A 24,591-nucleotide genomic window follows, 5' to 3' on the forward strand; every position below is an offset into this window, starting at 1 on the left:
GATTTTTCAATCAAACGTTTGATTAATAAGTTAAATCGCCCAGTTTCCGCCGCGGAAGACTGGTTCCGATTTGCCGTCTTCGGTGACCCCGTCGATGTCCATTTCGGCGGAGCCAATCATGAAGTCGACATGGGTGATGCTCTCATTCAAGCCGGCTTCGGCAAGCTGCTCGGCATTCATCGTTTTGCCGCCTTTAATGCAGAAGGCATACGCGCTGCCGATTGCCAGGTGGTTTGACGCGTTCTCGTCGAAAAGTGTGTTGAAGAACAATACATTTGATTGCGAAATTGGCGAGTCGAAAGGAACGAGCGCGACTTCACCGAGGTAATGGGATCCTTCATCGGTTTCGACGAGCTTCTTCAGAATTTCTTCGCCTTCTTCGGCTTTTACATCGACAATGCGGCCGTTCTGGAACGTCAGGCTGAACCTGTCAATAATGTTGCCGCCATAGCTGAGCGGTTTTGTGCTAGAAACAACGCCGTTTACGCCGGTTTTCAGCGGAACGGTGAATACTTCCTCTGTCGGCATATTGGCCATGAATTCAAAACCCTTTTCATTGATGCTGCCGGCGCCTACCCAAAGATGGTCCTTTGGAAGTTCGATCGTTAAATCGGTTCCGGGAGCTTTGTAGTGAAGGAATTTAAATCGCTTGTCGTTAAGGATGTGGACCTTTTCATGAAGGGTCTCGTCATGCTGCTTCCACGCCTGGACCGGGTTTTCCGAGTCGACGCGGACAGCCTTGAAAATAGCATCCCAAAGCTTATCGACCTGCTCGGATTCCGAAACGTCCGGGAATACTTTGGCCGCCCATTGAGCGGATGGGACAGCGATAACCGTCCAGCTAACCTTATCGGACTGAATCATCCGGCGGTAATTCGCAAGTGCGGTACCAGCCGCTTTCTGGAAGTTGGATATGCGTTGCGACTGTATTCCTTTCAGAAGGTCCGGGGATGAAGAAACGATCGACATGAAAGCCGCGCCATTTTCGGCCAGATCCTCGGTTTCCTTGGCCCTCCATTTAGGGAATTCATTGAATGCTTCATCTGGTGCAAGCTCATACTTCAGGCGGGAAACGGTGTCATCCGTCCAGTTGACGACGACGTTGTAAGCACCCACTTCGTATGCTTTCCTGGCTGCGACTCTGACAAACTCAGCTGCGTCAAGCGTCGCATTGATGACCAGCGTCTGGCCTGGCTGGACATTGACCCCAACCTTAACTGCAAGCTCCGCATACTTTTCCAATCTTGTTTGAAAATCACTCATCGTATGTACCTCTCTTCCTGTTTCGTCCTCCTCAGTTTATCTCTTATTTGGAAAAAAAAGAAATAATATACACGCGAATTTATCAAAAAGTTTGGTCCGGAAAAGGCGGAAACAAAAAGCAGCAGGCTCCGGCCTACTGCTCGATATCATTGTATAATTTAATATTTAAGTAAATCCCCCAGGAAAACAGCGATGCGAATGCGATAATCCCAGACAAGGAGGTAGGAGACATCCAATCCATCATTACCACCATCCCAACATGGTTTAATATGTATTTACCTGAAGTATACGCTCATTTTTCAAACAATTCAATTAAAAGTTCATCAAGTTTTCACAAAATAATATTGACAAAAAACGCGAGTATTTCTTATCACGGCAGCTAATTAATGGGAAAAAATGGGGATAAGTAAATAAAATAGGCAACCGAAGATCCGATTGTCTAAATGAAGCAGAAGATACGTCCCCTGATTCACTGGGATAGCCGAAAGGCCTGCTGGACAAGTTTTTCGAGTAGTGCCGGGAGAGTTGTTAACGAGAAGTCGAGTTCGAGCCGTTCGGTTTTCTGGTGTGGGTCGGCTCCATATGGACCAAGGTTGAAAACCGGCATATCGAGTTTCTCGATTGAATCGAAAGGAATCGTATAGCCATTGCCGTAGAGAGGCATATTGCCTGTCAGCAGCTTGATGTCCTTATCCGAAATGGAGGATGCGGCAAAGCTTAAATCGCAAAGGCCCGGAAAAAAGTTCCGCTCGATAATTTGGCCATTCTCCTTTTTTATAAAAGAAGCAAGTGACTGGACGAATCCGGAACCCCTGGATGAAACGGCCGGATAGAAAGGGGGACTGAAATAAAACACGATAAACGGCTTTGTATCCACAAACGCGGAAAATTCCTGAACAATTCGAAGCGTTTTTCCGCGTTCATCCTCTCCAGCTGCGGCTGCCAATGCGGAAACGATTAAATCCTTTGCGGCTTCAATACCAATTGAATCAACAACCTTCGCGTACAGCTCCTCCCATGTATAAACCCCAATCTCAAAGGGCAATCCCTTCACCCCTGCTTCTTCTGCTTTAACCAGGTAATGCTCCGCAATCCTGGCGGCTGCTTTCCGGGTTGCCGACAAAATCCCGTCAACCAGTTCCCCAGGCTTTTTTTCCATATACAAAAGGTTGAACATTAACACGGCCGCGGTTGGCGTCTGCACATTGTATCCCGCCTTTAAATCCCTCATCATCAAGCTCGTTAAGGCAGGGGTTTTTTCTTCGCCAATGGTCTCCGCAAAACTGCTGTTCAATTCAAATTCCATCGTCAGTGCAGCCGCCATGAGTGAAGCGTTCAGGCCGGCAAATGGCTCCCCGACATGCGTTTCCTGGCCGGTGCACAAAAAGCTCGGCATCATTTTTCCAATCGTTCCGGTATACATGTACTTGTTCGTGTCATGAGGGTGCTCCTTAAACGATGGTTCGGAATTCAGGCACAGGATGTATTCGAGCCCTAGTTCCTCTTTTAGGCGGAGAATTTCATCAATGGCCTTCAGCATTCCTTTCGAGCTGACCTCCTCATCCGAGACGGTAACGAATAAGAGATTCCCGTCAACCTTGCCTTCCGCGGCCTTTTCCAAAAGGGATAGTTGGGCGACGATGCCGGCTTTCATATCCATTGAACCGCGGCCGAAAACCCAATCGCCGGACTCGAACTCCTCGCGAAAAACGCCTGGGAGCAGGCCGGGATTATTGTGATATACCTCTGTCAGTTTATCCAGATTGAATGCATATTCTTTCAGTTGTCCATAATCGTCGGTTCCGACGACATCAAAGTGGCTGATCATCACGATTGTCTTCCGGGTACCCTTCTTTTCCACGAAGGCAGCCAGGTAAGAGCCGTCTGGAGAGTTGTGCACGTTTAGGTGATGGCCATTCTCCTGGAAGTAGGGGAGCTTTTTCAGCTCATGCGCCAGCAGATCCGGGAAAATCGCCTCCGTTTCAGTCCCGGTAACGCTGGGGATACTGACGAGTCGCGCCAATAATTCCATTAATTGTGGCTTTGTTTGCCAAACCATTTCCTGGCCCTCCTTTTAGGCTATAGCCGCTTTTTGCCTATCATATCTCCTGAAGGTCATCCAGTACAGCACCGCGCTCAAAAGCGACAGGGCGCAAAGCGTAATGAATGTCCAATCAAAACCGATCCACTCGGTTAACGGAATTGAAAGGGGTGCGATTGTCCTGCCGATTGTATAGCGAAGGCTTGCCGCGGCAAAATACTGCCCGCGGAGGTGTTCAGGAGCCAGCTTTGATACAAATCCTTGCTGGATGCCAGCAGTTGCGAGCTCCCCTAGGGTGAAAATCACCATTGCAAAAATGAGTCCCCAAACCCAAACTGTTTGTCCAAAGAGGAAAATCGATATCGCAAACAAAATTGACGAGGTGATAAATACATTCTGTTCTTTGTATTTTGCCATCCATCTTGTCACAACGACCGTAAATAGAGCGACGAGCAAGCCGTTTTCAGAGAGGACAAGGCCAAAAGCCTGCTCTCCGTTCACCCTGAAGTTCCAGTCCCCCATGCTAAATACTGTCTGGGTTCCGACGAATTCCTTCATGTAAACAGGGAACAGCAAATCCAGCTGCATGAACGTCTGTGAAACGACTATCCCGGCGATGATGAATAGAAGGAAAATTTTATCCGCAAAGATAACCTGATAATCCTTGAACTGGCCAATGATAGCCGAATACCAGCCGCCACCGCCGGTATTGGCGGCAGCCACTTTGTGTGGCAGTGTTTCCCGGATCCATTTTAAAAGGACAAAAGAGAGCAGAATGCCTATGAAACCTGAAACTAGCAGCACTTCGAAAGGATAGCGGACGAAGAAGATTGACCCGAGGATTGGCCCGACGACAACTGATATATTAATCGAAGTGTAGAACACCGCAAATACTTCACTCCTGTCTTTTTCGGGCACGAGATCGGCGACCATCGCCTGGCTGGCAGGCCAGTAAAGCGAGCCGAAAACCCCGGCGAACGCAAAGCAAATAAAGCCGAGCATCGGGGAATCGAGCCATGGCGTCTGGGCAAGCCCGAAAACGAGAAACGACACTCCCTGGCCGGCTGCAGCCAGGACCATCATCTTTTTGCGCCCAAACCGGTCAGCACAGTAGCCTCCGATCAGGTTGGCGGCAACGGAGAATACTTGCGAAAAGACGAGCAGGAGCCCTGCCTTGCTTTTCCCAAATTCCTCGGAAAAATAAATCGCCAAAAACGGAAAAAACATCCAGAACATTGTATTAAAAGATGCCTCGGCAGCGAGACGGATGCGTAAATTTGTATCCCAGTCTTTAAGTCTCATTGTAAATCTCCATTTCTTTTTAACTGAGGGGCAGCTTTTTTATCATACTATCCTTAAGGAAGAATTTTCAAGGAAGAAAGCCGTTATAATATCCGTATGAATTTGAAAGGTTTTCCCATGAAGAATAACGAACTATAGAAGTTGAAGGAAACAAAAGGGGGAACCTTAATGAACAGTTTAATAGACCGGATTGCCAAAGATATGATAAGAATCCACCCGGAAGAAATGTGGCCCGGATTTCAATATGTAGCATGTGCGGTTTATGATGAGAAACTCGTTTATCTTTTCAATCATCCCAATTMCCCCGCCGCTGGTGAAAAGCCATATCGCGTGTTAACCCGAACGGATTCATTTATGGCTGAAACGGTAATTCATCCAACCGCGATAGCGAATCTGTCACTCCATAACGATTATGAAGGATTGTTTTCCACCCTGGTTCACGAATTATTCCATGGGTATCAACATATAAAAGGGGAAAAACGGTTCCCGAATGAACTTCTCGGAATTATGTACCCGGTTATCGAGGAAAATGTGGAGGCAAGGATCCAGGAAAGGATAGCTCTGTATGAGGCGTACATGGCAGACAGCCCTGAGGAAATGCTTGGCTACTTGGACCGATTTATAGCATTAAGAGAGAGACGGGCGGACATGATTGGGGAATCGCTCGAATACGAAAACAGGGTTGAAACGGTTGAGGGGCCGGCCATTTACATCGAGGCAAAGGCGAAATCCTTCGTAAGCCCGCTTCCCTTTGGAAAAGTTCTCGATGACTATGCGGCCTTCCTAGTTGAACCTTATGAATCTTCTCTCCATCTGCGCAGAAGTTGCTATTATACGGGAATCTTTCTATCGTTAATTCTCGATAAAGTATCACCTGACTGGAAGGGCTCTTTTTTGGACTCTGATAAAACTTTGTATACTATTTTAAAAGAAGCCTTGAAAGGGCATGGGTCTGGGCGTCTCGATGTAAAGTTATCAATAAGTGGGGAGAGCCGGAACATCGTCCGGGAGATAATTGCGGAAAGAGAAAAGGTCTTTGAGGAATTTTATAAAAAGCGGGGAACACGGGTGTGCATATCCGGAGAACTAACAGCCAAAGGGATTGATCCGATGAACATCATCCGCCTTGAGGACAAGCTGCTGCACAAACATTACCTGAAAGTAGCCATCAGCCAAGAGGAATATCTCATTCAGCAGCCCGTGGTTGCGGTTGTAAAAAAGGATTATCGTCATATGAAAGAGTTGCATCTAATCTTGGATACCGTGCCCGTTGAAACGGAGGAATCGCTCATCTTTGACGGCATTGGCGAAATTAAGGGAGCCTACAGAAAACAGGGAGATATTCTTTACCTGTACACCTAAGAATAGGCGGGAGTGTAAATATGCAAAAAATAAAGCAATGGGCAAGGCAGCTAAAAAAGCAGATTATGATCCTTTATTTCGCGGTCCAAGACCCACGGATGCCATGGCATGCGAAGCTTGTGGCGGCCATGGTTGCTGCTTATGCCCTAAGCCCGATTGACCTGATACCCGACTTCATCCCGGTCCTCGGTTACCTTGACGACGTCATCTTGCTGCCGATTGGAATCTGGATTGCCCTAAAACTGATACCGGGGGAAGTTAGGCGGGAAGCAGCTATTAAGGCGGAAAATACCAAAAGGCCGGTCAGCAAGGCGGGAGCGGCCGTAATCATCCTGCTTTGGGTTGCGGGAATTGCAGGGGCAGTGGCTATGTTCTGGTAATTAATGAGAAATGAAGACCGTTTCGAAGGGGAAACCCGGTCAAAACGGTCTTCACAAAGGCCATGAAGACCGTTTGGAAGGGAAAACCTGGTCAAAACGGTCTTCATAATGGCAATGAAGACCGTTTCCCATAAAAAGGCTCAGCGAAACGGTCTTCATCATAAAATTTGAAAACATGAAGACCGATTTAAAAGGGAAACCCAGCCAAAACGGTCTTCATAAAATATTTAGTCTTCTTTCTCGAGCGCCTTTTTGAGCAGGTCGCCGAGGCTTGTGCCGAAATCTTCCTTTTGGGTGTATTTCTGGACAAGCTTTTTCTCTTCGCGCTTGTTGACGGCTTTTTTCCTTTCTTCGGCCTTTTCAACGACATTGCATGGACGGCACTGGAAGTAGGTGCCGGCTTTGCCATTGTGGATTTCCATCTTCTTGCGGCATTGCGGACAGCGGCGGTTTGACAGCTTCGGATCCTTCCGCTTCCGGTATGAGCAGTCGAGGCTTGAGCAAACAAGGATCTTGCCTTCCTTCGTGTTCCGCTCTTTCAGGAAGGAATCGCATTCCGGACATTTTGAGCCTGTCAGGTTTGGCGGACGGTACGATTTTTCGCTCGTTTTGATTTCGGAAACGAGCCGTTTCGTCTGCTCGCGGATTTTCCGGCCAAATGCTTTCGCATCGCCTTTTCCTTTCGCGATTTTCTCTAGTTCCTCTTCCCATTTGGCGGTCAGCTCCGGTGATTTCAAGTCATCGTTGACTAGCTGAATCAGCTGCTTGCCTTTTTGGGTAGGGTGGAGGCGGCCATTCTGCCTTTCGACGACTTCTGTTTCGACGACCCGCTCGATGATTTCAGCGCGTGTAGCCGGGGTGCCTAGGCCGAATTTTTCCATCTGCCCAAGAATATCGGACTCGGTGAAGCGGGCTGGCGGCTCGGTCCATTTCTGGTTAATGTTCGCGGAGGAAACGGTCAGTGCCTGGCCTTCCTTCAGTGCTGCGACTGCCGGCTTAAGAGGCACGGTTTCTTCTTTTCCGAGAACTTTTTTAAAGCCAGGTTCAATGGTAACAGTTTCCCTGGTTGTGAATGTTTCACCGGCGGCCGCCACTTCAAACGAAATGGTTTCGTACTCGTACGCGGGGTAGAAGAGCGCGAGGAAGCGGCGGACGATGAGGTCGTAAATTTTCCGCTCGTCCGTATCGAGTTCGGATAGGTTCGGGCGCTCCTCGGTCGGGATAATCGCATGGTGGTCCGTCACCTTGGCATTGTTGAAAACACGCTTGGCTAGGACCCTGCTTTTACCCAAAACAGGCTTTGCCTCTTCCTTGTAGGCACCTGCAACGGCGCCAAGGCGGTCGGCCATCGTCGCCTCCATATCCGTTGTGAGATAGCGGGAGTCGGTACGAGGATACGTAACCAATTTGTATTGCTCGTACAGGCGCTGCATCGTGTTCAACGTTTTTTTTGCGGAAAAACCGAAGCGCTTATTGGCGTCCCGCTGAAGCTCGGTTAAATCATAAGGAAGCGGCTGCGGTTCGGATTTTGTTTTCCGTTCAATTTTCACAACAGTGGCTTTGGCATTTTTTACTTTGCCAACAATTTCTTCGGCTCTCGCCTTATCGAAAACGCGCTTTTCACCTTTCTGTTCCCATTCCAGTGACAGTGGGCCGGCTGATAGGGAAATCGTCCAGTATTCCTTCGGCTGGAACTTTTGAATCTGGTCTTCGCGCTCCAGAACCATCGCCAGTGTAGGCGTCTGGACGCGGCCGGCGGAAAGGGGATCCTGGTATTTCGTTGTCAGGGCCCTCGTCACATTCAGGCCGATTAGCCAGTCGGCTTCCGCACGGCAGACAGCAGATTGGTAGAGGCTTTCAAACTGAGAGCCGGGTTTCAAGTGGCGGAACCCGTCCTTGATTGCTTTGTCCGTCTGTGAAGAAATCCACAGGCGTTTGATTGGCTTCCGCCAGTTGATTTTCTCTAGAATCCAGCGCGCGACCAATTCTCCTTCCCGCCCGGCGTCCGTCGCGATGATGACTTCGCCGACATCCTTCCGTTTTGCAAGGTTCTCAATTGCCTTGAACTGGTGGCTCGTCTGCTTCATGACCTTGATGCCCATTTTATCCGGGATGATTGGCAGGTCCTCAAGATTCCAGTTCTTGAATTTTGTATCGTAATGCTCAGGCATCTTCAATTCAACCAGGTGGCCCAGCGCCCAAGTCACAATGTATTTATCGCCTTCAATATAACTCTTCGAAGATTGCCTGCACCCAAGCACACGGGCAATTTCGCGCCCAACGCTCGGTTTCTCGGCAAGTACCAATGATTTCACAGCATTCAATCCTTTCGTCCAGCCTTGCTTCTCCCGACAAGCGGGTTGGCCTTTTACCAGTATACCGGAAAATGCGGGATTTTTAAAAACAGGACGGATGGAAGCTAGTCCAAGACGGAAATTTACATTGACACGGGAACGCCGAGGGCATACAATAAAGGTAATTATCGTTATTTTCTGAAAAAAGAGGACGATTCTAATGAAAATAAAACATTTTGCAGGCATATACAAAAGGCTGGACACCAAATCTTAACCGGTTTGGACGTCCAGCCTTTTTCTTTAACCTGCTAAATTGGTAGAGGTGAGAATGATGGTTACATTAACAGGAAACACATTGACGCTCGCGGAGGTAAAAGAAGTTCTCTACAATGGTGCGTATGTAACAGCATCAAAGGAAAGCATGGAGAAAACAGCGAAAAGCAGGCAGGCAGTCGAGCGTATTGTCGCCGAGAAGAAGGTCGTTTATGGAATCAACACAGGTTTTGGAAAATTTAGCGATGTGCTGATCGACGCTGCCCATGTTGGCGACCTGCAGTTGAACTTGATTCGTTCCCATGCATGCGGTATTGGCGATCCATTCCCTGAGGTTGTCTCGAAAGCGATGGTCTTGTTAAGGGCAAACGCATTGCTGAAAGGGTTCTCGGGTGTGCGTCCGGTCGTGATTGAAAGGCTGCTCGATCTGGTGAATGCCGATATCAACCCGGTCATTCCGCAACAGGGATCGCTGGGCGCGAGTGGGGACCTTGCACCGTTATCCCACTTGGCGCTTGTCCTGATTGGGGAGGGAGAGGTCTTTTACAAAGGAATACGCATGGACGCGGCCGCCGCGCTTAAGCAGGAAGGGATTATGCCAATCACGCTCGAGGCAAAAGAGGGGCTTGCCCTTATTAATGGAACACAGGCGATGACAGCGATGGGAGCGGTGGGCTATCTTGAAGCCGCGCAGCTTGCTTTCCAAAGCGAACTGATAGCCAGCCTGACGATTGAAGGGCTGAACGGAATCATTGATGCATTCGCCGATGAAATTCATCAGGCGAGGGGATATGTACAGCAAATCGAAACAGCCGCAAGAATTCGGCAATATCTGCACGACAGCCAGTTAACAACGAAGCAGGGGGAACTGCGTGTCCAGGATGCATACAGCCTCCGTTGCATTCCGCAGGTTCACGGGGCATCCTGGCAGGCGCTTGATTATGTACGGGAAAAGCTCGAAATTGAGCTGAATGCGGCGACTGACAACCCGCTTATTTTCCATGATGGCGAGATGATCGTCTCAGGCGGGAATTTCCATGGCCAGCCGGTCGCGTTCGCGATGGATTTTATGAAAATCGCGGTTGCGGAACTTGCGAATATATCCGAACGCCGTATTGAGCGCCTCGTGAATCCGCAGCTGAATGACTTGCCGCCGTTCCTGAGTCCGGAACCCGGCCTGCAGTCAGGGGCGATGATTATGCAATACGCCGCGGCTTCGCTCGTTTCGGAAAATAAAACCCTGGCCCATCCGGCAAGCGTTGATTCAATTCCGTCATCCGCGAACCAGGAGGACCATGTTTCAATGGGGACAATTGCCGCCCGCCACGCTTGGCAAATCATCCAAAATGCAAGAAGGGTCCTGGCAATCGAACTCATTTGTGCGCTACAGGCGGCTGAATTCCGCGGTCCGGAAAAGCTGTCCGCAGCAACACGCCAAATGTATGAGGAAGCAAGGGGAGTCGTCCCAAGCATCACCCATGACCGGGTATTTTCAAAAGACATCGAAGCCGCAGCAAGCTGGCTCAAGCAAAAGGAGCCTGCCACGGTCCTGTTGCCAAAAGAGGAGCAAGTGTAAGGAATGCCGGAAGAATCAAAAAGCGGTTCCGCCAACGAATGGCAGAACCGCTTTTATCTTATTTCAAAAAAGATTATGCCTGCGTCTCTTAATGGAACCTGTTTCCGTCCCCGCGTTCGACCCGGTTTTTGAATGCTTCCCTGACAACGAGGAATTCCTCATCGCCAATTGCTTCCTTTACGTGCTTTTCAGTCAGGCTATCCTTCGGGAACTCCCCGGGATGTCCTTTCTTTTTATGATCAAATTCTTTGCCGCGGCCCATACTGGCACTCCTTTCTCATATCTGCTGGCTGTCGAGGTTAGTTTCCCCGGTAACTGCCTATTTATGAAAAGAAACGTCCCATTGCAGAAGGAATTACCCCATGTGTATAGTGGCAAAGTGGTATAATTAGGTTAACAGCATGTGCAGCCAGAAATAATCCCATTGAGGAGGAAACAGGGTGGACTTTTTTCAAATTATCTCGGAAGACCGGATTAAAAAGGCATACGATAACGGTGAGTTCGAAAATTTGCCGGGCTTTGGAAAACCGCTTCCGCCGGATGAACTGGCGGGAATCCCAGATGAATTGCGCATGGCTTACCGCATTCTAAAAAATGGCGGGTATACGGAAGAAGCAAAAACACTGCGCCAGGAAATGGTCACACTTGAAAGCATGATAGCCCAATGTACGGATGATGCAGAGCGAGCTTCCATGCAAAAGAAGCTTAATCAGAAGCTTCTCAGGTACAATAGCATGATGGCTAAACGGGGCGCCAAAACAAACTCCTCCGTTTTTAAAAACTACGGGGATAAAGTCATAAATAAGCTAACATAGCGATAAATAAAGGGGACCGTCCAATACAGGCGGCCCCCCATTTCTATACCCCGTTTCGAATTTCAATTGGTTTCTCACAAGCCTGTTCCTGGCCAGGGACGTGTGTTTCCTCCGATGCCTGGTCTGGCCTGCACATCCGATCTAGCAAAAAGCCAAAGAATATCATAAATGCTATCGGGATTGTATAATTTAATACATGGATAACGGTCAATTCAATCCCTCCCCCATAAAAACTCCTTCATTTTCCTTGTTTTCATGTTGTTAATATTATATTTGGATTTTGTTGAAAATTCAAAAAGTTTTCATAATTTTTATTCAACATTTTTTTTATAAAAGAATCGGCACAATTCGTTTAATTCCGAAAGAAAGTTGCTACAGACGTACTCTTTATTCCCCATTCATTCGACAATTTCCCAACTCCTTTTCAAGCCCGGTCAGAAAAGGAGAAATGATTGTGATTTTTCCGAAGATTTAGTGTAGATTTTTGTATGAATTTATTGGTATTATATGGTTTTTAGCAGACAAAATGCAACAACCTCCCCCAAAAGAACTATCTATAATAGACGTAGAACTACTACTTAAGTATGTGTCCATGTTAATAACATTAGTAGTGTCATGGAGCTCTTGGGTACAACAGAAAAAGGCAAACCGCTTGAAAAGGCGGGACGCAAAGCTTCAGGTCTTCTGCATGATAATTGCAATGACGGCTGGGCTGCCTGGAATACGAAATCGTATTTTAGGGGTGAGAAAGTGCTAGTTAAAGAAAGAGGATTTGAGGGACTGGATCAGGAGTGGATCGCACTTATCATGGAGGCTAAAGAGATAGGCCTCGAATCGGACTTGGTCAGGGATTTTTTGAGCAGGAGCGAAAAAGCGGCACTGAAATAACAGTTTCGGTGCAAAAAAACAATCCAATGGGAATTCCCATTGGATTGTTTTTGCTATTTTTGATCATTATTCTGGTTCAAACGCCATTTATTAAACTCGAGGAAATCCCGGAACTGATCCTTTGATACTCCCGATTCCATCGCCTCTTTAACCAGATTCAGCCAATCGCTGTCCAACTCTCCCTGGTCTGCCGCATCGTGGATGAGGTGGTCGACAGGAACATTCAGCACCGCCGAAATTTTTTCAAGGAACTGAATGGACGGATTCCGCTGTAAATTCCGCTCAAGGGAGCTAATATACGATTTTGCCACCCCTGCCTGCTCGGCCAGCTCTGATAACGACATTTTTCTTTCCAAACGAATCTTCTTGACGCGATCACCAATCATCAACGTTCACACACCTTGGAATATATATCTTTCATTCATGATAACAAATTGGGAATAAAAGTACCATAGCAATGAAACCGATTAACCGAAAAATCCGACTTTCCGCCCGGAGAGACGGGTTGAGGTTTTATTAGGAATGTCGAAGGGAATGAGAATAACGGGCAATTGTTGAAAATCAAGAGAAGGAGCTGCTTGCAATGGCCAAGAAAATCGCCTGCCTGATTACATCGATGTTTGAGGACTCCGAATTCACAGAGCCGGCAAAAGCCTATGTCGAAAGCGGACATGAAGTTCTTACAATCGGGAACGAAAAAGGGAAGGAAGTCAAAGGGAAGCAGGGTGAAGCAACAATCACAATCGATTACACTATTGGTGAGGTGAAACCGGACGAGTATGACGCCCTCTTTTTACCTGGTGGCTTCTCGCCCGACATTCTTCGCGCTGATGACCGATTTGTTCAATTCTCCAAGCATTTCATGGACGAAAACAAGCCTGTTTTCGCCATTTGCCACGGGCCGCAGCTGCTCATTACTGCCAAGGCCCTTGACGGCCGAAATGTAACCGGCTACAAATCCATAAAGGTTGATTTGGAAAACGCCGGGGCAACCTATAAGGATGAAGAAGTTGTTGTCTGCGGCGGCCAGCTCGTCACAAGCCGTACCCCTGATGATATTCCGGCCTTTATTCGAGAATCCACTAAATTACTGGAAGCATAATAAAATACAATCCCTTTATATCTAGGGCTGTAGCCGGCCAAGTGCGGCACAGCCTTTTTGCTTGCAAAGGGAAAGCTGGCAAGTACGGTATAACGGCATGTTCCTGTTGCAGGGGACTTGTGTAATTTTAGGTCCGGCTAGTAAACAAGCCGCTTTGAAAAACAGGAAAAGAGAGATACTATAAGTATGAGAGCATTTTATCGTGAGAGCATATAGTAAACGAGAAAATGAAATTTGCAAAAAGGCGGGAAAAACATGATAGTCCTCAAATCACCAAGGGAAATCGCCATGATGAAAAAGGCAGGAGAGGTTCTGGCTGCCTGCCATAAAGAGTTGGCCGGCATAATCAAACCAGGCATAACAACATGGGAGATTGACCAATTTACGGAAGAGTTTTTGAAAAAACATGGAGCCACTCCGGAGCAGAAAGGCTACCGGGGATATGAATATGCCACATGCGCGAGCATCAATGACGAAGTATGCCATGGGTTCCCGCGAAAGGAGCCGCTCAAGGAAGGCGATATAGTCACAGTGGATATGGTCGTCAACCTGAACGGGGCGCTTGCCGATTCTGCCTGGACGTACCCTGTAGGCAAGGTAAGCGATGAAGTCCAAAGGCTTTTGGACGTAACGAAGGAATCGCTTTATAAAGGAATCGAACAGTCCGTCATCGGAGCGAGAATCGGCGACATCGGCCATGCCATCCAGCAATATGTCGAAGGGGAAGGGTTCTCGGTCGTCCGCGATTTTATCGGCCACGGCATCGGATCCGTCATCCATGAAAAACCCGATGTACCACACTTCGGACTGCCAGGCAAAGGCGCCAGATTAAAAGAAGGCATGGTCTTCACCATCGAACCAATGGTCAACATCGGCGCATGGGCAACCAAAATGGACCTAAACGGCTGGACAGCAAGAACCGTAGACGGCACCTACTCCGCCCAATACGAACACACCATAGCCATCACCAAAGACGGTCCACTCATCCTCACAAACCAGGAGTGAAAATAGGGCGCCAGGCACCATAGTGGGACATTTTCCGTCCCAGTCGGGTGCCAGGCACCTCAATTAACTAAAAATGGCGCCTCGTTTGGAAGCGCCATTCCTTTTACATATTATTGTTTGCGGAGGTTGCCAAGTTCTTCGGCGAGTGCTTGCATTTCGCTTGTGGAAAAGGAGTTTTTCCGCATGACCATTTCATAGATTTCTGTGAGTTCTTCATACATATTTTCATCAAAGTGGGAGGGTTTGATTGCTCCCAGGTTCATAACTTTAAGCTTGTCCTTTATTTTTTCGATCATATACTCAACGTTTTCAGTCGATTTTTTCGATAAGTCCATCTTATCCACCCTTCCTGGTTTTCGTAGTTTCATCTTTCCATGGCAAGTGGGAAATGTCAACAGCAGAAGGAAGGCAAAAACGATTAAAAGAATTTCCATCGGTAGGCGTGCAGGCGGCGCCATGTTTGCCTGTTTCTGAAAGCGGGAAGGATAGTACCAAGAATCCGGCCAGGACGGACTTATCAAATGTATAAAAATTATTAGAATAATGCGCAGAAGAAGGAGAGATTTTTTATGGCAGGTACGAGCAAGTTTTGGAAGGCAGTCGCCTTGGGGGCACTGGCTGGCGGGGCTCTCAGCCTTTTTAACAAGGAAACGCGTACAGCCGTTGTTGAAGGAGCAAAAAAAACATCCGGCAACCTAATGTATGTCGTGAAAAATCCCCAGGAAATCACGACATCAATCCGTGATGCCGCAAAAAAAATCCAAGCCACTGTTGAACAAATGAACGATGACATTGTTTATATCGCGGGAAAAGTGGATGAGTTGCGCGGCACAACACCACAGCTTGTTGGAATCTTGAAGGAAACAAAGGAAGCCTTCGTGAAAAAAGAAGACAGCGATATTCCCGAAACTGTTTCGGCCATGGCAGGCGGAGTGAAACCCGACAGCGATGGCAACGAGCCGGTATTAAGCGAAGTAGTCCTGAAGGAAGCTGATACTGTTGGCACATGAGGCAGTGGAGGAAAGAGTCCAGAACGTCAGCCGTTTGTTCAGCAAGAACATCTTTAAACAGCTTTGGCACCGGATCCAGGAGGATGAACTGCCGGGACTGGCGGCTCAATTGGCCTACTATTTCCTCCTTTCCATGTTCCCATTGCTGATTTTCCTGTTTACGCTTCTTCCATATTTGCCAATTCCCCATCATGACATCCTTGGGGCGATCAGCCGGTACGCTCCGGAAGAGGCAATGGGCCTGATTGAGAAAAACCTTGCGAGTGTAATGGAAAAAAGAAGCGGCGGGCTATTGTCCATCGGGATCATCGGTACGATTTGGTCCGCCTCAAACGGAATCAACGCACTTGTCCGCGCGTTCAATAAAGCCTATAACGTAAAGGAGAGCCGCCCTTTTATTGTGGCGCGAGGCATGGCAATCCTCTTTACCTTTGGAATGATCACGGTCTTTATCGTCGCGTTGGCTCTCCCTGTATTCGGTAAAGCAATCGGGCTGTTTTTGTTTTCGCAATTCGGCCTTAGTGAACAGTTCCTGGCAATCTGGGCCGCTATCCGCTGGATTGTCAGCGCGCTGATCCTTTTCGGAATATTCACCGTCCTTTACTGGATGGCGCCAAACGTAAAAATGAAATGCAAATCAGCGGTACCCGGTGCGATTTTTGCAACGGTTGGCTGGACGGTTGTTTCCCTTCTATTTTCGTTCTATGTCAATAATCTTGGCAACTATACCGCGACGTACGGAAGCATCGGGGCATTCATTATCCTGATGATCTGGCTTTTCCTGACCGGGTTAATTATCCTTCTGGGCGGGGAAATCAACGCATTCTATGCGGAAAAAGCGAAAAAGTGCTAATAGCCGAGAAGAATGCCGTGCCTTTTTAAAAAAGGTGCGGCAATTTTTTTTGAGTTTACGATATATTGGTTGCTTTCAGCGGATTCACTAGTGAATTTTCACTATGTTTATAGTAGGGGTCAGACCCTCACTATGAACTTCGAAATTTTCTAGCAATAAATCACTAGTCAAAATGCGTGTTGAAATTGAATTCACTAGTGAAAACTCACTATCCATATTAAGAAAAACTAGTAGGGGTCAGACCCTCACTATATTTTTCGAGATTTATAGCAATAAATCACTAGTCATATCCCCAATCAACCATATAAAAAAGCAGCCAGCACCAAAGTGCCAGCTGCTCTAACCCGCAAAAAAACACATCAACTCAAGACCTCAACAGCCGCAAGCTGTTCAAAATAACCAAAATCGTGCTTCCTTCATGTCCGATAACCCCATATGGCAAATCAAGGACCTGTAAAAAATTCGAGGCAATCAGCACCATAATAACCAAAATTGAAAACACGACGTTCTGTTTGATAATCCGGTTCATTCGGCGCGACAGTCGAATTGCCTCAGCAATCTTCGGAAGGTCGTTTTTCATCAGCACTATGTCCGCTGTTTCAAGCGCGACATCCGTGCCTTCACCCATTGCAATCCCGACATTCGCAGTCGCGAGGGCAGGTGCGTCATTAATCCCGTCTCCGACCATCGCGACAGTCGTAAACCGGTTCATGAGTCCCTTCAGCTTATCGACCTTCTCCTCGGGCAGGCATTCGGCAAAATATTCATCAACACCACTCTCGGCGGCAATCGCCTGTGCGGTCGTTTCGCTGTCGCCAGTCAGCATCACCGTATAGACGCCTTCCTGTGCAAGCTCGCCAATCGCCGCCATCGTTTTCTCGCGGACAACATCCTTCAGCGCCAGCAGCCCGGCAGGTACGCCATCAACACTGATATAAACAAGTGTATTACCTTCGGCCGCAAGCCGTTCAGCCTGTTCGCCCCCAAGTACTGCTGCTCCGCCGCCAATAAACCCCGCCTTGCCGATTTTCCAGGATTCGCCGGCAATTTCGGCTGAAATGCCCCAACCAGGCATATCCTCCATTTTATCCGGCTGGACCATCTCTTTTTCAAACCGTTGTTTCGCAAAAGCAACAATCGCCTTCGCAAGCGGATGGTTGGACTGGTTTTCAACTGAAGCGGTTTTCCAGAGCAGGTCGTTTTCGGAAAATCCTTCCCCGATAATGAATTCGGTCACTTCCGGCTTTCCTTTTGTCAAGGTTCCTGTTTTATCAAACGCAATCGCGTTCAGATTGCTCAAATTCTCAAGATGGACGCCGCCTTTCACAAGGATTCCGTGGCGCGCGCCGTTTGAAATCGCTGATAATGTCGCAGGCATGATAGAAGCGACAAGGGCGCATGGCGAGGCAACGACCAACAGGATCATCGCCCGGTAGAACGATTCCTGCCAGCCCCAGCCTAGCGCAAAATGCGGAACGACCATCATTAGTGCCACAGCCGCTAGGACCGCTTTTACATATCTTCCTTCAAACCGTTCAATGAACAATTGTGAAGGCGACTTTTCACTCTGTGCCGACTGCACCAGCTGGATAATCTTGTGGAATAGCGTTTCATCGCTTGCTTTCGTTACTTTGACGGTAACCGCGCCGGTCAAGTTTACCGTTCCGGCAAAAACCTCGTCGCGCAAGCCTTTTACAACCGGGACGGATTCACCGGTAATCGCGGCCTGGTCGATGCTTGATTCACCTTTTTCAATAATCCCGTCTGCCGGCACGCGTTCACCGGGCTTTACCAAAATCGCATCGCCAACCACCAATTCGGAAACACGGACCCGGCGTTCGCCGCTCCTTGTAATCAGGAGTGCTTCTTCGGGCTGAAGCTCCATCAGCGACGAGATTTCCTTATGGCTTTTGTTCATCGTATACGTTTCGAGGGCGCCGCTGACCGCGAAAATAAAAATTAAAATCGCGCCTTCCGCCCAGTAGCCGATGATGGCGGAACCAATCGCCGCAAACACCATCAGCATTTCGACATTCAGTTCTTTATCCTCGATTGTCGCTTCAATGCCTTCTTTCGCCTTTGCGAAACCGCCAATCACAAACGCTGACAAATAGGATATGACACTTGCGGCTTCAATGCCATTTTTGCCAAGCAGCCATCCGGCAAGAATCAGGATTCCGCTAACGGCCGCAGCAATCAATTCCGCGTGGGGAAGTATTTTTTGTAAAAAAGAATCAGGAGTGCCTTGCCGTTCATTAACTCTCGCTTCAGCTTCCATTTTCGTTTTCCTCCTTCTAATTGAGAAAAAGAATCATAATCAATACCCTTATAAAATGACGAAAGCTGCCACCGACAAGCGATAGCAGCATAAAGCATTTGTTTTCTAGTTTAGAATAATTCTATCATATAATATATGCAAAGAAAAGGAAAGAACCTGGAACAAAATTCCGGAATTGTTAAACCAGTTAATCAGCAGCTTGCTTTGCTATCAAACTGCCAGGCTGTTTGAAAATATAAAGGCAAGCAAAAATGATAAGCAGCAAGACGCTAATCATATAGAAAAACGTCGCACCCTCAGTGAACTGAATGGCCAGCCCGCCAAAGAAAGGGCCAGACATACTGCCGAGGCTAAAAAAGATTCCGCACATCAGGTTCCCGGCAGGGAGGAGCTGTTTCGGCAGCAAATCGGCCATATAGCTAATTCCAAGCGAGAATGTCGTGCCCACCGCCATCCCGGCCAAAGTGAAGCAAATTAGAAGTCCAAGGGCTGTTTTATGAAAAATACCCGCGGCGATAAAGCATAAACAGCCGCTAAGCATAATGCCCATCAGAACGTTCCGCCTTCCCAATCTGTCACTCAGCATCCCAAGCGGAAACTGGAATAGGATCCCGCCAATCGAGAATGCAGGCAGGATAATTGAAACGGCTGATATATCAAGCCCATTACGCAATGCCAAAACGGGAAAGTTTCCATTTAGGGAGGCTTCTAGGAAACCATACCCAAGTGGGGGCAGCAATGAAACCCAGGCGACTTTCAAAACCTTCCCAAAACGGGAAAAGGTGCCAAAATAAGAACCCGCGCCGTCCGAATCGGGGGAATCATTCCGCAAAAGCCAGACGAATAGCCAGGAAATCAGCGACAAAACGGAGGATACGATAAAAGGAAGAGCTTCATTGATTTCTACAAGCCGGGTCAGAAGTGGCCCGACTGCAAACCCAATTCCGAAGAAAAGCCCGTACAGCGAGACATTCCTGCCGCGCCGGTTTTCCGGCGAGGAAGCTGTTATCCATGTCTGTGCACCGAAATGGAGCATATGGTCACCGACGCCAATCAAAAACCTCAGCATGAACCAGAACCAAAAACTTTTCCAGACAGGGAATAAAGCGAGCGCCACCGCGACGCTCAAGCCGCCGGCAAGGATGATCGGCTTATAGCCGAACCTTCTAAGCGGTCCCTCCATGAAAGGGGAGGCTAGCAATATTCCGATATAAAGGGCAGTCGCGTTAATTCCGTTCAATGATGAAGGGAGCCCGTCATGTTCAAATATGATTGCAATAAGTGGAAGCAGCATGCCCTGTGAGATGCCAGAGATGCCGACCGTACTTACGAGGATCCAAAAATGGGCAGCGGGAGTTTTTTTCATGATGAAAACCTCAGTTTACTAGAATAGTCAAAATTGATGGTATCTGTTATGCCCCCTTTTTGCAAGCGGAAGGAGTAAAAAACTTTCCACTGTTATTGTTTTGAGTTACTCTCAAAACAAGATGCTTTCAGCAAAACAATCCATAGAGGTGAAGAGAATGATTTTTAAAATGAAAGAAGTAGGATTTTACACAGATCTGCCGTATGGGCGTCTCGATGTATCAGGCAATGAGGAGGCGGGCTTCCGGCCATACCAGCTGATGGCCGCTTCCGTAGCAGTGTGCAGCGGTGGAATACTACGGACCATTCTTGAAAAAAAGCGGCTTCAAGTAGAGGATATCGAAATTCAAACCGAAGTCGACCGGAATCCGGATGAGGCAAACAGGATAGAAGCAATCCATCTCCATTTCATCATAACAGGCAAGGGGCTTGAGGAATCACAAGTCCAAAAAGCGCTTGAGCTTGTTGGGAAAAATTGCTCCATGGCCCAATCTGTAAAGGGCAGCATCAATATCAAGGAAACGTTCGAGCTCGTCAATAGGGAATAAATGAAGGAAACGCGGGTAAAGGTAGAACTATAATCAGCACCAAGATTGAGAGGGAGAGTTTGTGGTTAACAAAATTTTTATGATTATGACCTTTGTCGGCGTTCCGGTGTCTGTCATTGGAAGCTTGATGCATTGGCCGAGCACCATTATGTTCGGGATTTATTGTTTGACCATCATCGCGCTGGCAAGCTATATGGGCAGGGCAACTGAAAGCCTCGCAATCATTGCCGGGCCACGGGTAGGCGGATTGTTGAACGCCACCTTCGGGAACGCGGTCGAACTGATTATTTCGATATTTGCATTGAAGGCGGGGCTGACGGGAGTCGTTCTCGCTTCATTGACCGGTTCTGTTCTTGGGAACCTGCTGCTGGTTGCCGGGCTATCCTTTTTTATTGGCGGTATCAAGTTCAAGCGCCAAACCTTTAACGTTTATGATGCGCGCCATAATTCGGGGCTTTTAATGTTTGCCGTCCTCGTCGCATTCGTCATCCCTGAGGTGTTTTCGATGGGAATGGATGAAGGCAAGACGATTTCATTAAGTGTCGGGATTTCCATTATATTGATCGCACTGTACCTGGCAGCGCTCTTTTTCAAGCTTGTCACCCACCGTGGGGTTTACCAAAGCCAAAGTGAAAATAGCAGTGGAGGCGGCCATGAGGAAGAACCGGAATGGAGCAAAATGAAAGCAATCATCGTCCTGGCCGTTGCCACGCTCGCAGTTGCGTATGTATCTGAAAACCTTGTCCACACATTCGAAACCGTAGCGGAATCGTTTGGCTGGACTGAGCTGTTCATTGGGGTCATCATTGTGGCGATTGTCGGTAATGCGGCAGAGCACGCATCCGCCCTCATTTTTGCCTGGAAAAATAAAATGGACATCGCTGTCGAAATCGCAATCGGATCCACGCTGCAAATTGCGATGTTTGTCGCACCGGTGCTTGTTCTCGTCTCGCTTCTGTTCAATGAAGCCATGCCGCTCGTCTTTACCCTGCCGGAGCTCATTGCGATGGCATCATCCGTCCTCTTGATGGTCATTATCTCAAATGACGGAGAATCAAACTGGTTTGAAGGGCTGACGCTTCTGGCGGCTTATTTTATCATGGGAATCGGTTTCTTCCTGCTTTAACTTCCCTTGCAACACAAAATGGCTCTGGGCGAAATGCCCGGAGCCATCTTTTCATACAACTATCAGTTTTATCACCGATAAGGGACCTCAACCAATTCGCTTTTATTTAGGGGACAACCACCAACCTTCATGCTTAATATGGTAAAATCGATCTCAGTCAACATAAATTAGTGTATCCCTGCCTCCTTTTATGGAAAGTTGCCAGCGAGTTGATCCTGCCCTCCTTTTTATTAAAGTAAGGTCAGTATACACCATTATTTAATTTTTGTAAACATTCTGAATATTACTTTTTGATAAAGGGAGCGTAAAATGGGATTATTGTATCGTTTTTTATTTTTTTTTACAGGATTGGTGATTTTAACAATCGGCATCTGCATGACGATTGTCGCTGACTTTGGGGCGGGTGCATGGGATGCGCTGAATGTTGCGTTAACGGAAACGATTGGCCTATCAATCGGGCGTTGGGTCATGATTGTCGGAGCCATCCTGATTGTGGTGAATGCATTTCTTCATAAAAGCAGGCCGGAGTTTCTGGCAATTGGAATCATTTTTGCCATAGGCTCGCTTATTGATGTATGGATGGCGCTATTCTTTGGAGGATGGGAACCTTCAGGGCTGTTCGAACAGCTTTCAATGTTTCTTGGAGGAATCGTTGTGATTGGGATTGGCGCGGCAATTTACTTGCAGCCGAAATTCCCGCTGAATCCGATTGATTCATTAATGATGGGAATAAAAAAGCGGCTGAACGTCAGTATTATGACAGCAAAAACAATTGGGGAATTGATTGCCCTTATCCTTGCGCTAATTTTTAGCGGGCCGATTGGGCTTGGGACATTAATCATTACCTTTGCAATTGGCCCTGTCATCCAAATCTTTTTTCCGCCGTTTGAAAATTTGTACAACAAGCTGCTTGCTTCCGCCGGAAAAAGCCAGGAAATTGGATAATATCGCCGAACTCCGAAAACAATAAGTGCAAACACATGCACCTTTGTGAAAGGAGTTCTTTTTTGTGAGAAAAAAACTTGTCATTTTCATTATGATTACATTGATGGTTTCTCTCGCTTCGCCGGCTTCTGCCGAAAAGGCGCCGCAGAAAAAGCTGATTCCGGAAGGGGTTATGAATATTACGAAAGAAAATACGTATCCGAACCCAAACCAGGATGAGCCCCTACTCCAGCCAAGCGACCTTGCGAGAAAGCTAATCGAGTCATCCAGGGTCAAAATCGAAAACCCAAATTTAATCCGGATGCTGAACGAAACTTCAATCAGCACCACCCCTTTTGCCATAGGGTACAAAGCCATCATCTATCTTGGGCAGTGGCCGCTCAATTATGAATCGGCGGAAACGTCACCGAATTGGGAATACCAGCGGATTAACACGAATTATTTTGACAATCGGGGCGGGGAGAAGCCATACCAAATCCATTACGTCCAGGAAGCACAGAAGGTCATCAAGGGAGGACTGACGGCGAAAATTCCGAATGCAGATGAAGTGAAAAAAATGATGCTGATCAAAGCTGCCGGCAAAACGAACCTGCCGCTCGCTTTTGAAACCGTGATTGGCCTTGGGACAAAGAAAGACCAAATTTACAACATTCCAAGGAAGCGGCTCGGGTATTTGTATGCATACGCCCCGGCCATCAATGAAAAAGGGAAAGTCACATACGGCGAAGTGTACCTTGTGCTAAAGGGCAACAAAAAATCACTCGTCATCAAAAATGTCACCTCCCAGGGAATTGGCGCCTGGATTCCGATTCAGGACTATGTATCCTTCAGCTTCGCGGCAAGCGAACGGCCAAGGTAAAAAATAAACTATTAAAAGGCGATCTCGGGTCAAGCGGGGATCGCCTTTTTTGCATGATAAAGTATGGGTTCGACCGGGGATAAATACGCGTGCAATCAATTGAATATCCTGGAAATACCCCTTTTCCTTGTTTAGGCAAGCCCATGACCGGGAAATACACAAACAGGCGAAACTTTACTTTTAAATGATTTAAGGAGGAATTGGCAATGAACGAATACGAAAACCAAAACAACCAGAATTATGGCTACTCTGAAAATGAAAAGAACAGCAAACTGTTAAAAGGGATCGTAATCGGCGGCGTAATCGGGGGAGTCCTGACACTTCTTGATTCTTCGACGCGAAACAGCCTGAAGGAAACAGCTGTAGACCTGAAAAATACCTCTAAGAACATGTTTACGGAAGTAAAGCAAAACCCGACTGAAGTAAAGGATCAGATGGTTTCACAGTTCCAGCAGGCATCCAATGTACTGAAAGAAGCGATTGCTGACGCACAGAGGCTGTACGATCGCCTGAACAACGACTTGTTCGGGAAAGTAGCCGATGTGAAGGACATTTCAAAGGATGCTCTCGACACTGTCATGGGCTTTAAAGGTGAAGTAAAGGAAATCGGTTCGAAGGTAGCGGAAGCAGGCTCTGAGTTGAAGGCCGCCGCGCCAACGGGATCGGGCACTGACAACTCATCTTCATCCCAATATGATAACTCGGTGAATTCATCCATGTCCGAAACGTATCTTGGTAAGGCGTCCGGTTCGTTAACAGGCTCAACAGAGCTTGGAACTGTGGACTACGGACTTGGCAACTCATCCGTATCTTCCGAATCGGTTGACATGTCAGCCAGTGATGATTCATTCGAATCGGAAAAGTCAGGCGGGCTTGGCTATTCAAATGACAAAGGCAGCCACACAACAGGCGGACAGGAATCGCCGAACCACGACAAGGATGAAAAATTTTAATAAAACTTAGACTTATAAATGAACCAGCGGGGCTAACCTGCTGGTTCGTTTCGTTTCTTGCACTTTTATTTATTTCAGCCCCCATTATTAATATATCCTCCACAACAAACTGGAGTATAATAATGGAAAAACAGTAAAATGGCAGGTCATACATAACCTGGGGTGAGGGAAATGGGGAAAATTTCAAAGAGAAGACTTACATTCTTTATCGTAATCTTATTTATTATTTCAGTTTCAAACATAGCATTCATGACTCTCCCTTATTTTGAATCGATAAGAAAAGAAGTAGCAATCTGGTCCTTTTTGGATTTATCGGTCTGCCTTCCAATTCTTTTTTATTTTTTAATCGTCCG

The 24,591-nt window shown here is 47.5% G+C and carries 24 protein-coding genes and 1 riboswitch; of the genes, 14 read left to right on the forward strand and 10 right to left on the reverse strand.

All coding sequences use genetic code 11. The features are described from left to right. Positions 1–30: 30 nt before the first annotated feature. From ADU24_RS02170 to ADU24_RS02180, 3 genes are all read right to left on the reverse strand, one after another. Positions 31–1,263, reverse strand: coding sequence for an aminopeptidase (locus ADU24_RS02170; protein WP_053365096.1), 1,233 nt, complete (start codon positions 1,261–1,263; stop codon positions 31–33). A gap of 469 nt (positions 1,264–1,732) precedes the next feature. Next, positions 1,733–3,322 (reverse strand): M20/M25/M40 family metallo-hydrolase, encoded by a 1,590-nt coding sequence (locus ADU24_RS02175; protein WP_053365097.1) that lies wholly within the window; start codon positions 3,320–3,322, stop codon positions 1,733–1,735. Between the two features lie 15 nt (positions 3,323–3,337). After that, entirely contained in the window at positions 3,338–4,606 is a 1,269-nt protein-coding gene (locus tag ADU24_RS02180; RefSeq protein ID WP_053365098.1) for an MDR family MFS transporter, read from the reverse strand. 168 nt (positions 4,607–4,774) lie between these two features. Between ADU24_RS02180 and ADU24_RS02185 the strand changes: the two genes are divergently transcribed. Next, complete coding sequence (locus ADU24_RS02185; protein ID WP_053365099.1) at positions 4,775–5,968, forward strand: hypothetical protein; 1,194 nt, start codon at positions 4,775–4,777, stop codon at positions 5,966–5,968. A 20-nt stretch (positions 5,969–5,988) separates the two neighbouring features. Next, entirely contained in the window at positions 5,989–6,348 is a 360-nt protein-coding gene (locus ADU24_RS02190; protein WP_053365100.1) for a YkvA family protein, read from the forward strand. 227 nt (positions 6,349–6,575) lie between these two features. Here the strand turns inward: ADU24_RS02190 and ADU24_RS02195 are convergent, their stop codons facing one another. Continuing rightward, a complete protein-coding gene (locus tag ADU24_RS02195; protein WP_053368735.1) occupies positions 6,576–8,663 on the reverse strand; it encodes a DNA topoisomerase III in 2,088 nt (695 codons plus the stop codon). 310 nt (positions 8,664–8,973) lie between these two features. On the opposite strand from ADU24_RS02195, the gene hutH reads away from it, so the two are divergent. Further along, complete coding sequence (gene hutH, locus ADU24_RS02200; RefSeq protein WP_053365101.1) at positions 8,974–10,491, forward strand: histidine ammonia-lyase; 1,518 nt, start codon at positions 8,974–8,976, stop codon at positions 10,489–10,491. 88 nt (positions 10,492–10,579) lie between these two features. Here hutH and ADU24_RS23250 read toward each other — a convergent pair whose 3' ends face one another. Further along, entirely contained in the window at positions 10,580–10,753 is a 174-nt protein-coding gene (locus ADU24_RS23250) for a hypothetical protein (protein WP_197277459.1), read from the reverse strand. 178 nt (positions 10,754–10,931) lie between these two features. On the opposite strand from ADU24_RS23250, the gene ADU24_RS02205 reads away from it, so the two are divergent. Continuing rightward, entirely contained in the window at positions 10,932–11,306 is a 375-nt protein-coding gene (locus ADU24_RS02205) for a J-domain-containing protein (protein ID WP_053365102.1), read from the forward strand. Positions 11,307–11,349: 43 nt separating this feature from the next. Here the strand turns inward: ADU24_RS02205 and ADU24_RS22870 are convergent, their stop codons facing one another. Continuing rightward, positions 11,350–11,517 (reverse strand): hypothetical protein, encoded by a 168-nt coding sequence (locus tag ADU24_RS22870; RefSeq protein ID WP_156324492.1) that lies wholly within the window; start codon positions 11,515–11,517, stop codon positions 11,350–11,352. A gap of 421 nt (positions 11,518–11,938) precedes the next feature. Beyond that, positions 11,939–12,026: riboswitch (cyclic di-GMP riboswitch) on the forward strand. Between the two features lie 30 nt (positions 12,027–12,056). Here ADU24_RS22870 and sinI point away from each other — a divergent pair. Then, on the forward strand, positions 12,057–12,194 hold the full coding sequence (sinI, locus tag ADU24_RS22875) for a DNA-binding anti-repressor SinI (protein WP_156324493.1): 138 nt from the start codon (positions 12,057–12,059) through the stop codon (positions 12,192–12,194). Positions 12,195–12,247: 53 nt separating this feature from the next. Here the strand turns inward: sinI and ADU24_RS02215 are convergent, their stop codons facing one another. After that, the gene (locus ADU24_RS02215; protein WP_053365104.1) at positions 12,248–12,580 is read right to left on the reverse strand and encodes a helix-turn-helix domain-containing protein; all 333 of its coding nucleotides are present in this window, start codon (positions 12,578–12,580) and stop codon (positions 12,248–12,250) included. A 197-nt stretch (positions 12,581–12,777) separates the two neighbouring features. On the opposite strand from ADU24_RS02215, the gene ADU24_RS02220 reads away from it, so the two are divergent. Continuing rightward, positions 12,778–13,296: a type 1 glutamine amidotransferase domain-containing protein gene (locus ADU24_RS02220; RefSeq protein WP_053365105.1), complete on the forward strand. Its 519-nt coding sequence runs from the start codon at positions 12,778–12,780 to the stop codon at positions 13,294–13,296. A 255-nt stretch (positions 13,297–13,551) separates the two neighbouring features. Next, positions 13,552–14,301, forward strand: a complete 750-nt coding sequence (map, locus tag ADU24_RS02225; protein WP_053365106.1) for a type I methionyl aminopeptidase — start codon at positions 13,552–13,554, stop codon at positions 14,299–14,301. A 110-nt stretch (positions 14,302–14,411) separates the two neighbouring features. Here the strand turns inward: map and ADU24_RS02230 are convergent, their stop codons facing one another. Further along, positions 14,412–14,636: a DUF1128 domain-containing protein gene (locus ADU24_RS02230; protein ID WP_053365107.1), complete on the reverse strand. Its 225-nt coding sequence runs from the start codon at positions 14,634–14,636 to the stop codon at positions 14,412–14,414. Positions 14,637–14,870: 234 nt separating this feature from the next. On the opposite strand from ADU24_RS02230, the gene ADU24_RS02235 reads away from it, so the two are divergent. Next, the gene (locus ADU24_RS02235) at positions 14,871–15,311 is read left to right on the forward strand and encodes a YtxH domain-containing protein (RefSeq protein WP_197277460.1); all 441 of its coding nucleotides are present in this window, start codon (positions 14,871–14,873) and stop codon (positions 15,309–15,311) included. Between the two features lie 34 nt (positions 15,312–15,345). Beyond that, entirely contained in the window at positions 15,346–16,164 is an 819-nt protein-coding gene (locus ADU24_RS02240; protein WP_053368736.1) for a YihY/virulence factor BrkB family protein, read from the forward strand. Between the two features lie 364 nt (positions 16,165–16,528). Here the strand turns inward: ADU24_RS02240 and ADU24_RS02245 are convergent, their stop codons facing one another. Both ADU24_RS02245 and ADU24_RS02250 read right to left on the reverse strand, forming a co-directional pair. After that, entirely contained in the window at positions 16,529–18,442 is a 1,914-nt protein-coding gene (locus ADU24_RS02245; RefSeq protein WP_053365108.1) for a heavy metal translocating P-type ATPase, read from the reverse strand. Positions 18,443–18,629: 187 nt separating this feature from the next. Continuing rightward, a complete protein-coding gene (locus ADU24_RS02250) occupies positions 18,630–19,808 on the reverse strand; it encodes an MFS transporter (RefSeq protein ID WP_053365109.1) in 1,179 nt (392 codons plus the stop codon). A gap of 157 nt (positions 19,809–19,965) precedes the next feature. Here ADU24_RS02250 and ADU24_RS02255 point away from each other — a divergent pair, with 157 nt between their 5' ends. The 5 genes from ADU24_RS02255 to ADU24_RS02275 all read left to right on the forward strand — a co-directional run bounded on the left by ADU24_RS02255 (position 19,966) and on the right by ADU24_RS02275 (position 24,238). Beyond that, a complete protein-coding gene (locus tag ADU24_RS02255) occupies positions 19,966–20,355 on the forward strand; it encodes an OsmC family protein (RefSeq protein WP_053365110.1) in 390 nt (129 codons plus the stop codon). A 79-nt stretch (positions 20,356–20,434) separates the two neighbouring features. Beyond that, positions 20,435–21,481 (forward strand): calcium/proton exchanger, encoded by a 1,047-nt coding sequence (cax, locus tag ADU24_RS02260; protein ID WP_197277554.1) that lies wholly within the window; start codon positions 20,435–20,437, stop codon positions 21,479–21,481. A 309-nt stretch (positions 21,482–21,790) separates the two neighbouring features. Then, positions 21,791–22,426, forward strand: coding sequence for a YczE/YyaS/YitT family protein (locus ADU24_RS02265; protein ID WP_053365112.1), 636 nt, complete (start codon positions 21,791–21,793; stop codon positions 22,424–22,426). 103 nt (positions 22,427–22,529) lie between these two features. Next, positions 22,530–23,285 (forward strand): YfkD famly protein, encoded by a 756-nt coding sequence (locus ADU24_RS02270; protein ID WP_082307016.1) that lies wholly within the window; start codon positions 22,530–22,532, stop codon positions 23,283–23,285. Positions 23,286–23,491: 206 nt separating this feature from the next. Then, positions 23,492–24,238, forward strand: coding sequence for a hypothetical protein (locus tag ADU24_RS02275; RefSeq protein ID WP_053365113.1), 747 nt, complete (start codon positions 23,492–23,494; stop codon positions 24,236–24,238). Positions 24,239–24,591: the final 353 nt, after the last annotated feature.

Origin of the sequence: Bacillus sp. FJAT-27245, assembly GCF_001273955.1 — a bacterium.
Taxonomy (GTDB): Bacteria; Bacillota; Bacilli; order Bacillales; family Cytobacillaceae; genus Bacillus_D.